The following is a 10,497-nucleotide window of genomic DNA, read 5'->3' on the forward strand; positions in this document are numbered from 1 at the left end:
CCCAGGGCCCGTCGGCCGAGAGCGGCGGCAGCATCGACACCGTCGCGATCGCCCAGGCCGACCTCAAGAAGGGCTCCGGCGGTTTCTGGCGGGATGTGTTCCGTCGGCTCCGCCGCAACCCGACCGCATGGATCGGCGCGGTCATCGTGGTGCTGTTCCTCCTGGTCGCCGCTCTCGCTCCGTGGCTCGCCCCGTACCCGGAGACGGCGCTTCCCGGCGCGAAGTACATCACGCCGACCTACATCCCGGGTCCGGGCGAGGTGCCGGGATTCCCGCTGGGCCTCGATCGTTTCGGCGGCGACGTGCTGTCCAAGCTCATCTGGGGTGCGCAGGCCTCCCTGATGATCGGCGTCATCTCCACCGCGATGGGACTCGTGGGCGGCATGATCCTCGGCCTCCTCGCCGGCACGTTCGGCGGGTGGGTCGACACCCTCATCATGCGCGTCGTCGACATCATCCTCTCGGTGCCGAACCTGCTGCTGGCGGTGTCGATCGCCGCGATCCTCGGGCAGACGCCGTTCGCGGTGATGATCGCGATCGGTGCTTCCCAGGTGCCCATCTTCGCTCGGCTGCTCCGTGCGTCGATGCTGCAGCAGCGGTCGAGCGACTACGTGCTCTCGGCGCAGACACTCGGTCTCGGCCGCGGCAGCATCACGATGTCGCACGTGCTGCCGAACGCCATCGGCCCCGTGATCGTCCAGGGCACGTTGACGCTCGCGACGGCCGTGATCGATGCGGCCGCGCTGTCGTTCCTCGGTCTCGGCGGCGGCGGCCCCGCGACCGCCGAGTGGGGGCGCATGCTCACCTACGCGCAGGCCGAGCTCGCGATCGCCCCGTGGCTCGCGTTCCTCCCGGGTATCTGCATCGCCGTCACCGCGCTCGGCTTCACCCTGCTGGGCGAAGCGCTGCGTGAGGCGATGGACCCACGGACGAGGGCACGATGAACGCCCGCGACGAAGGCGCGATGCGCGCCGCGAAGGAGAATCAGATGTCCACCGAGCCGCTGCTGTCCGTCCAGGGGCTCGCCGTGGACTTCGCCACCATGGACGGCGTCGTGCACGCCGTCGAGGGTGTCGACCTCGAGATCCGACCCGGCGAGACCGTCGCGATCGTGGGTGAGTCCGGTTCGGGCAAGTCGACGACGGCCATGGCCATCATCGGGCTGCTCGCCGGGGGAGGGAAGATCGCGTCGGGCAGCATCCGGCTCGACGGGAAGGAGATCTCCCACGCGCCGGAGCACGAGCTGCGCATGATCCGCGGTCGCGACATCGGCCTCGTGCCGCAGGACCCGATGTCGAACCTGAACCCGGTCGCGAAGATCGGCACGCAGGTGGCGGAGACACTGCTCGCGCACGGGCTCGCCACGCGGCAGAACGTGCAGGCGAAGGTGGTCGAGGCGTTGACCGCCGCCGGCCTCCCCGATCCGGAGCGGCGCGCCAAGCAGTATCCGCACGAGTTCTCCGGCGGCATGCGTCAGCGCGCCCTGATCGCGATCGGTCTGGCGTGCAAGCCACGGCTGCTGATCGCCGACGAGCCGACCAGTGCGCTCGACGTCACGGTGCAGCAGACGATCCTCGACCAGATCGGCGCGATGACCCGTGAGCTGGGAACGGCGGTGCTGCTCATCACCCACGACCTGGGCCTCGCCGCCGAGCGGGCCGAGCGGGTGATCGTGATGCACCGGGGCAAGGTCGTCGAGCAGGGCGACGCGCGACAGATCCTCGAGGATCCGCAGCATCAGTACACGAAGTCGCTCGTGCAGGCGGCACCATCGGTCGCCGTCGCCCGGCTGCAACCTCAGGCGTTCCAAGTAAAGGAACGGGTGGACGGAGCAGACGCCTCCCGCGCGGCGGCACCGGTCGACAACATCGTCGAGATCGAGAACCTCACCAAGGTGTACCCGGTGCGCGGGCGCGGAGAGGACTTCGTGGCCGTCGACGACGTGTCGCTGGTGATCCCGCGCGGGGAGACCGTGGCGATCGTGGGGGAGTCCGGGTCGGGCAAGACCACGACCGCGCGGATGCTGCTCAAGGTGATCGAACCCACGAGCGGGCTGATCCGCTACGAGGGCAAGGACATCGCGTCGCTGAGCCGAGCGGAGATCAAGGAGTTCCGGCAGCAGGTGCAGCCGATCTTCCAGGATCCGTACTCGAGCCTGAACCCGATGTTCACGATCGAACGTCTGATCGCCGAGCCGCTCGACTTCTACAAGAGGGGGAGCAACGCCGACCGGCGAAAGCGCGTCCGGCAGCTGCTCGACGACGTGGCGCTGCCGCAGTCGATGCTGCGCCGGTATCCGTCAGAGCTGTCCGGCGGCCAGCGGCAACGTGTCGCGATCGCCCGGGCGCTCGCGCTGTCTCCGGATCTGATCGTGTGCGACGAGCCGGTGTCGGCGCTGGACGTGCTGGTGCAGGACCAGATCCTGACGCTGCTCGGCGACCTGCAGAGCGAGTACGGGCTGAGCTACCTCTTCATCTCGCACGACCTCGCGGTGGTGCGCCTCATCAGCGATTACGTGTGCGTGATGAAGGACGGGAAGCTCGTCGAGGCGGCGACCTCTGAGGAGATCTTCACGAACCCGCGCGACCCGTACACGCGGCGTCTGCTGGCGTCGATCCCGGGCAACGAGCTGAACATCGCGTCCTGACATCACCGGGTCGGCCGTGCGCCGACCCGGTGATCGGATGCTCATACCGCAGCATCCGAGATTGGTCAAGGACTCCGCTTGCCATGTCGCACAATCGTGCGTATAGTTGGTAGTTGCGCTCGCTTCTCCCTGCCCTCATATGGTGGTCGGCATCTGTTGAGTTCCCGGGCGCACACTCCACCTGACGACAAAGGAATCGAGAAGCCCTGCGGGGCTCACGGAGGTTATTCCCTTGGCTGCTGCTCGCAACGCATCCACATCCACCACCACCAAGAACGGACGCGGAGCTTCCCGTCTTTCGTTCGCCAAGATCTCCGACACGCTGACTGTCCCAGACCTTCTTGCCCTGCAGACCGAGTCCTTCGGTTGGCTGGTCGGAAACGACGCCTGGAAGGCGCGCGTCGCCGAGGCCAAGAAGCAGGGTCGCACCGACGTCAACGAGAACAGCGGTCTCGGCGAGATCTTCGAGGAGATCTCTCCGATCGAGGACCTCGGCGAGACGATGCAGCTGTCGTTCACGAACCCGTACCTCGAGCCGGAGAAGTACTCGATCGAGGAGTGCAAGGAGCGTGGCAAGACCTACGCCGCTCCGCTGTACGTCGAGGCCGAGTTCATGAACCACCTCACGGGTGAGATCAAGACCCAAACGGTCTTCATGGGCGACTTCCCGCTCCAGACCGACAAGGGCACGTTCATCATCAACGGCTCCGAGCGCGTCGTCGTCTCGCAGCTCGTGCGCTCGCCGGGTGTCTACTTCGACAAGACCCCCGACAAGACGAGTGACAAGGACATCGTGTCGGCTCGCGTCATCCCGAGCCGTGGTGCATGGCTCGAGTTCGAGATCGACAAGCGCGACCAGGTCGGCGTGCGCGTCGACCGCAAGCGCAAGCAGTCGGTCACGGTCTTCCTCAAGGCGCTGGGCATGACCAGCGAGGAGATCCTCGCCGAGTTCGCCGGCTACACCTCGATCGAGGAGACGCTCGCGAAGGACACGATCGTCACGAAGGAAGATGCGCTCCGCGACATCTACCGCAAGCTCCGTCCGGGCGAGCAGGTGGCCGCCGAGGCAGCCCGTGCGCTCCTCGACAACTTCTACTTCAACCCGAAGCGCTACGACCTGGCCAAGGTCGGTCGCTACAAGATCAACCACAAGCTGGGCCTGGACCAGCCGCTGAACTCGTCGGTGCTCACCGTCGAGGACATCGTGGCCACGATCAAATACCTCGTCCGCCTGCACGCAGGCACCGAGGAGACCTTCACGGGCATCCGCGGTGGCAAGAAGGCCGAGATCCGTCTCGCGACCGACGACATCGACAACTTCGGCAACCGTCGCATCCGCGCGGTCGGAGAGCTGATCCAGAACCAGGTCCGCACCGGTCTGTCCCGCATGGAGCGCGTCGTCCGCGAGCGCATGACCACGCAGGACATCGAGGCCATCACGCCGCAGACCCTGATCAACGTGCGCCCCGTCGTCGCCGCGATCAAGGAGTTCTTCGGAACGTCGCAGCTGTCGCAGTTCATGGACCAGAACAACCCGCTCGCGGGTCTGACGAACAAGCGTCGTCTCTCCGCGCTCGGCCCCGGTGGTCTCTCGCGTGACCGCGCCGGCGTCGAGGTCCGTGACGTCCACCCGTCGCACTACGGCCGCATGTGCCCCATCGAGACGCCTGAAGGCCCGAACATCGGTCTGATCGGTGCTCTCGCGACGTTCGCGCGCATCAACTCGTTCGGTTTCATCGAGACCCCGTACCGCAAGGTCGAGGGTGGCGTCGTCACCGACCAGATCGACTACCTCACCGCGTCCGAAGAGGTCGACTTCAACATCGCGCAGGCCAACGCCCCGCTCGATGCCAAGGGTCGCTTCCGCGAGAGCCACGTCCTGGCACGCCCCAAGGGCGGCAGCGGCGAGGTCGACCTGTTCGTCCCCGAGGAGATCGGCTACATCGACGTCTCCCCGCGCCAGATGGTCTCGGTCGCGACCTCGCTCGTCCCCTTCCTCGAGCACGACGACGCACAGCGCGCCCTCATGGGTGCCAACATGCAGCGTCAGGCTGTGCCGCTGCTCCGCAGCGACTCGCCGCTCGTCGGAACCGGTATGGAGGGCTACACGGCCATCGACGCCGGTGACGTGCTCACCGCCGACAAGGCCGGTGTCGTGTCCGAGGTCTCCGCAGACCGCGTCGTCGTCATGCTCGATGAGGGCGGAACGCAGGAGTACCACCTGCGCAAGTTCGACCGCTCCAACCAGGGCACGTCGTACAACCAGAAGGTCGTCGTCAACGCCGGTGAGCGCGTCGAGGTCGGAGAGGTCATCGCCGATGGCCCCGCCACCGAGAACGGCGAGCTGGCCCTCGGAAAGAATCTCCTCGTCGCGTTCATGACGTGGGAGGGCTACAACTTCGAGGACGCGATCATCCTGAGCCAGGACCTGGTGAAGGACGACACCCTCTCGTCGATCCACATCGAGGAGTACGAGGTCGATGCTCGCGACACCAAGCTCGGCAAGGAGGAGATCACCCGTGACCTCCCCAACGTCAGCCCGGAGCTGCTGAAGGACCTCGACGAGCGCGGCATCATCCGCATCGGCGCCGAGGTCCGTCCCGGCGACATCCTCGTCGGCAAGGTCACGCCGAAGGGTGAGACCGAGCTGTCGGCCGAGGAGCGTCTGCTCCGCGCGATCTTCAACGAGAAGAGCCGCGAAGTCCGTGACACCTCGCTGAAGGTGCCCCACGGTGAGCAGGGCACGATCATCGCCGTCAAGGAGTTCAACGCCGAAGACGGCGACGACGAGCTCGGCTCCGGCGTGAACCGCCGCGTCGTGGTCTACATCGCCCAGAAGCGCAAGATCACCGAGGGCGACAAGCTCGCCGGCCGTCACGGCAACAAGGGTGTCATCGCGAAGATCCTCCCGATCGAGGACATGCCGTTCATGGCGGACGGCACCCCGGTCGACATCGTGCTGAACCCGCTCGGTATCCCGGGTCGAATGAACTTCGGTCAGGTCCTCGAGACCCACCTCGGGTGGATCGCGAAGCAGGGCTGGAAGGTCGAGGGCACCCCGGAGTGGGCGGCTCGTCTGCCGGAGCAGGCCTTCGAGGCGGCTCCCGGTACGAAGGTCGCCACCCCGGTGTTCGACGGTGCGAGCGAAGAGGAGATCGCCGGTCTCCTCGACGTGACCACCCCGACCCGCGACGGTGTCCGTCTGATCGACTCCACCGGAAAGGCCCAGATGTTCGACGGCCGCTCTGGTGAGCCGTTCCCGGCTCCGATCTCGGTCGGCTACATGTACATCCTGAAGCTGCACCACCTGGTCGACGACAAGATCCACGCACGTTCCACGGGTCCGTACTCGATGATCACCCAGCAGCCGCTCGGTGGTAAGGCGCAGTTCGGTGGACAGCGCTTCGGTGAGATGGAGGTGTGGGCCCTCGAGGCCTACGGCGCCGCGTACGCGCTCCAGGAGCTCCTCACGATCAAGTCCGACGACATCCTCGGCCGCGTCAAGGTGTACGAGGCGATCGTCAAGGGCGAGAACATCCAGGAGCCCGGCATCCCCGAGTCCTTCAAGGTGCTCATGAAGGAGATGCAGTCGCTCTGCCTGAACGTCGAGGTCCTCTCGGCCGACGGCACGCTGGTCAACCTCCGCGACACCGACGATGAGGCGTTCCGCGCCGCAGAAGAACTCGGTATCAACATCTCCAGCCGCTTCGAGGCCGCCTCGATCGACGAGATCTAATCCGCTGGTGTGCTCGGGAGCCCCGCTCCCGAGCACACCCCAGCAGACTTCTCAAAAAGAATTCCGACACAGGAGAATCAGTGCTCGAGTCAAACACTTTCGATGAGCTTCGCATCGGCCTGGCCACCGCGGACCACATCCGCGCGTGGTCGTACGGTGAGGTCAAGAAGCCCGAAACCATCAACTACCGCACCCTGAAGCCGGAGAAGGATGGTCTCTTCGGAGAACAGATCTTCGGCCCGTCCCGCGACTGGGAGTGCGCCTGCGGCAAGTACAAGCGTGTCCGCTTCAAGGGCATCGTCTGCGAGCGCTGCGGCGTGGAGGTCACCAAGAGCTCCGTCCGTCGCGAGCGCATGGGTCACATCGAGCTCGCCGCTCCCGTCACCCACATCTGGTACTTCAAGGGTGTGCCCTCGCGTCTCGGCTACCTGCTCGACATGGCGCCGAAGGACCTCGAGAAGGTCATCTACTTCGCCGCCTACATGGTCATCTCGGTCGACGAGGATGCTCGTCACCGCGACCTGGGCACGCAGGAGAACAACATCCGCCTCGAGCTGAAGACGCTCGGTGACCGCCGCGACTCCAAGATCGCGGAGCGCCTGGCCAAGCTGGAGGAGGAGCTCGCTGCTCTCGAGGCAGAGGGTGCCAAGGCCGACGCCAAGAAGAAGGTGAAGGACGCCGCCGAGAAGGAGATGTCCCTCATCCGCAAGGGTGCCGACGAGCAGATCGCCAAGCTCGAGCGCGTGTGGGAAGACTTCCGCACCCTCGAGGTCGGCGCACTGCGCCCGGAGGACGACGTCTTCCACGAGCTGCAGGACCGCTTCGGTCAGTACTTCGAGGCCTACATGGGCGCCGAGTCGATCCAGCGTCGCCTCGCGGCGTTCGACCTGGTCGCCGAGGCGGAGAACCTGCGTCTGCAGATCTCCGAGGGCAAGGGCCAGCGCAAGATCCGTGCGATCAAGCGCCTCAAGGTCGTCAGCTCGTTCCTCGAGACCGGTATGAGCCCGGCCGCGATGGTCCTCGACGTCGTCCCGGTCATCCCGCCGGAGCTGCGCCCGATGGTCCAGCTCGACGGTGGCCGTTTCGCCACCTCCGACCTGAACGACCTGTACCGCCGCGTCATCAACCGCAACAACCGTCTTCGTCGTCTGATCGACCTCGGTGCTCCCGAGATCATCGTCAACAACGAGAAGCGCATGCTGCAGGAGGCCGTCGACGCACTGTTCGACAACGGTCGCCGTGGTCGTCCCGTCACCGGTACCGGAAACCGTGCCCTGAAGTCCCTCAGCGACATGCTGAAGGGTAAGCAGGGTCGCTTCCGTCAGAACCTGCTCGGCAAGCGCGTCGACTACTCCGGCCGTTCGGTCATCATCGTCGGCCCGCAGCTGAAGCTGCACCAGTGTGGTCTGCCCAAGCAGATGGCTTTGGAGCTCTTCAAGCCGTTCGTCATCAAGCGTCTGATCGACCTCGGTCACTCGCAGAACATCAAGGCCGCCAAGCGCGCGGTCGAGCGCACCCGTCCCGAGGTCTGGGACGTGCTCGAGGAGATCATCCGTGAGCGTCCGGTTCTGCTGAACCGTGCACCCACGCTGCACCGCCTCGGCATCCAGGCGTTCGAGCCGCAGCTCGTCGAGGGCAAGGCCATCCAGCTGCACCCGCTCGTCTGCGCGGCGTTCAACGCCGACTTCGACGGTGACCAGATGGCTGTGCACCTGCCGCTGTCGGTCGAGGCTCAGGCCGAGGCCCGCGTGCTGATGCTCGCGTCGAACAACATCCTGAAGCCGTCCGACGGACGCCCGGTCACCCTGCCTTCGCAGGACATGATCATCGGTCTGCACCACCTGACCACGGTCAAGGAGGGCGCAGCCGGTGAGGGCCGTGCATTCGGTTCGGTGGGCGAGGCGATCCTGGCCAAGGACGAGGGCACCCTCGACCTGCAGGCGAAGATCCGCATCCGCATCCCGGGTCTGACCTTCCTCGAGGGCGAAGCTCCCGAGGGCTACGAGCGCCACGGTCTCGTGGACGCTTCGCTGGGTCAGGCGATCTTCAACGACACGCTGCCGAAGGGCTACCCGTTCGTCCGCGAGCAGGCTGACAAGAACAAGCTGTCGCAGATCGTCAACAAGCTGGCCGAGGAGTACCCCAAGGTCGAGACCGCTGCATCGCTGGACCGCATCAAGGACGCCGGTTTCTACTGGGCCACGCGCTCCGGTGTGACCGTCGCCCTGAGCGACATCCTCACCCCGCCGAACAAGGCGGAGATCGTCGCCGGCTACGAGAAGCAGGCCGCGAAGGTCCAGTCGCAGTACGAGAAGGGTCTGACGACCGACTCCGAGCGTCGCCAGGAACTCATCAAGATCTGGACCGAGGCGACCGACGAGGTCCAGGCCGCGATGAAGGCGAACTTCCCGGAGGACAACACCATCAACCGCATGGTGTCTTCGGGCGCCCGTGGTAACTGGCTGCAGATCCGGAACATCGCCGGTATGCGTGGTCTCGTGAACAACCCCAAGGGTGAGATCATCCCGCGTCCGATCATCTCCTCGTACCGCGAGGGTCTGTCGGTTGCGGAGTACTTCATCGCGACGCACGGTACCCGTAAGGGTCTGGCCGACACCGCTCTGCGTACCGCCGACTCGGGTTACCTGACCCGTCGTCTGGTGGATGTCTCGCAGGACGTCATCATCCGCGAAGAGGACTGCGGCACGTCGAAGGGCCTCGAGCTCCCGATCGCCGCTCCGAACTCGCAGGGCGAGCTGGTGCGCGACGCGAACGTCGAGAACTCGGTGTTCGCTCGTACGCTGGCCTCCGACGTGGTCGACAGCAAGGGCGAGGTCCTCGCCTCTGCCGGTGACGACGTGGGTGACGTGCTGATCGACAAGCTGGTCGCTCTGGGCGTCGAGACCATCAAGGTGCGCTCGGTCCTGACCTGCGACTCCGCCGTCGGTGTCTGCGCGCAGTGCTACGGCCGTTCGCTCGCGACGGGTAAGACCGTCGACATCGGCGAGGCCGTCGGCATCATCGCGGCCCAGTCGATCGGTGAGCCCGGTACCCAGCTGACGATGCGTACCTTCCACACGGGTGGTTCGGCATCGGCGGACGACATCACGCAGGGTCTTCCCCGCGTGCAGGAGCTCTTCGAGGCGCGTACCCCCAAGGGCGCGTCGCCGATCGCCGAGGCCGATGGCCGCATCGCGATCGATGAGACCGACAAGGGCAAGAAGGTCATCCTCACGCCCGACAGCGGTGAAGAGCCGGTCATCTACCCGGTGCTGAAGCGTGCGACGCTTCTCGTCGAGGACGGGCAGCACGTCACGGTCGGTCAGCCGATCCTGGTGGGCACGCTCGACCCCAAGGAGATCATGCGCGTCATGGGTGCTCGCGAGGTGCAGCGTTACCTCGTCGGCGGCGTCCAGGGCGTGTACCGCTCGCAGGGTGTGCCGATCCACGACAAGCACATCGAGGTCATCGTCCGTCAGATGCTCCGCAAGGTCACGGTCGTCGATCACGCCGACACGAACCTGCTGCCGGGTGAGATGGTCGACCTCAAGCGCTACCAGTCGATCAACCGCGAGACCGTGGCAGAGGGCAAGCGCCCCGCGTCCGGCCGTCCGGAGCTGATGGGTATCACGAAGGCGTCGCTCGCGACCGAGTCGTGGCTGTCGGCCGCCTCCTTCCAGGAGACGACCCGCGTGCTCACCGAGGCTGCGATGCAGGGCAAGCGTGACCCGCTGGTCGGTCTCAAGGAGAACGTCATCATCGGTAAGCTCATCCCCGCCGGAACCGGTCTCTCGAAGTACCGCGACGTCACGGTCGAGGCCACTGAGGAAGCCAAGAGCGAGCGCTACCCGAACCGGATCTTCGCATCCGACGGTGCGTACGCTGACGGCGACTTCGGCTACGTCGACTTCGACGCGTTCTCGACGGACGACATCACCCCCGGTACTTACAACTGAGTACTGAGTGATTGAGGAAGGCCCCGGGGTTCGCCCCGGGGCCTTCTTCGTGCGCGCTGCCATCCGCCGAGAGCACGGTTTGCTGCCGAGCGCACGGCGAGTTCGCGTGGACGAGCCGTGCGCTCGACACGAGGCCGTGCACTCGGTGGCGGGGTGGC

4 protein-coding genes are annotated in these 10,497 nt (G+C 65.9%); all 4 read left to right on the top strand.

All coding sequences use genetic code 11. From position 1 onward, the window contains the following. Positions 1-47 precede the first annotated feature (47 nt). The 4 genes from CQ034_RS19330 (at position 48) to rpoC (ending at position 10,339) form a co-directional block, all read left to right on the top strand. Complete coding sequence (locus CQ034_RS19330) at positions 48-944, top strand: ABC transporter permease (protein ID WP_258134289.1); 897 nt, start codon at positions 48-50, stop codon at positions 942-944. Continuing rightward, positions 941-2,647, top strand: a complete 1,707-nt coding sequence (locus CQ034_RS19335; protein WP_105712377.1) for an ABC transporter ATP-binding protein — start codon at positions 941-943, stop codon at positions 2,645-2,647. Before CQ034_RS19330 ends, CQ034_RS19335 begins: the two co-directional genes overlap by 4 nt. Before the next feature lie 232 nt (positions 2,648-2,879). Continuing rightward, on the top strand, positions 2,880-6,383 hold the full coding sequence (locus CQ034_RS19340; RefSeq protein WP_105712378.1) for a DNA-directed RNA polymerase subunit beta: 3,504 nt from the start codon (positions 2,880-2,882) through the stop codon (positions 6,381-6,383). A gap of 80 nt (positions 6,384-6,463) precedes the next feature. After that, entirely contained in the window at positions 6,464-10,339 is a 3,876-nt protein-coding gene (gene rpoC, locus CQ034_RS19345) for a DNA-directed RNA polymerase subunit beta' (RefSeq protein ID WP_029261838.1), read from the top strand. Positions 10,340-10,497: the final 158 nt, after the last annotated feature.

The organism is Microbacterium sp. MYb45, assembly GCF_002979655.1.
GTDB lineage: Bacteria > Actinomycetota > Actinomycetes > Actinomycetales > Microbacteriaceae > Microbacterium.

What these genes read in the sequence shown, in the direction of transcription:
- CQ034_RS19335 (WP_105712377.1), top strand. Translation starts at nt 941, where the DNA reads ATGAACGCCCGCGACGAAGGCGCGATGCGCGCCGCGAAGGAGAATCAG.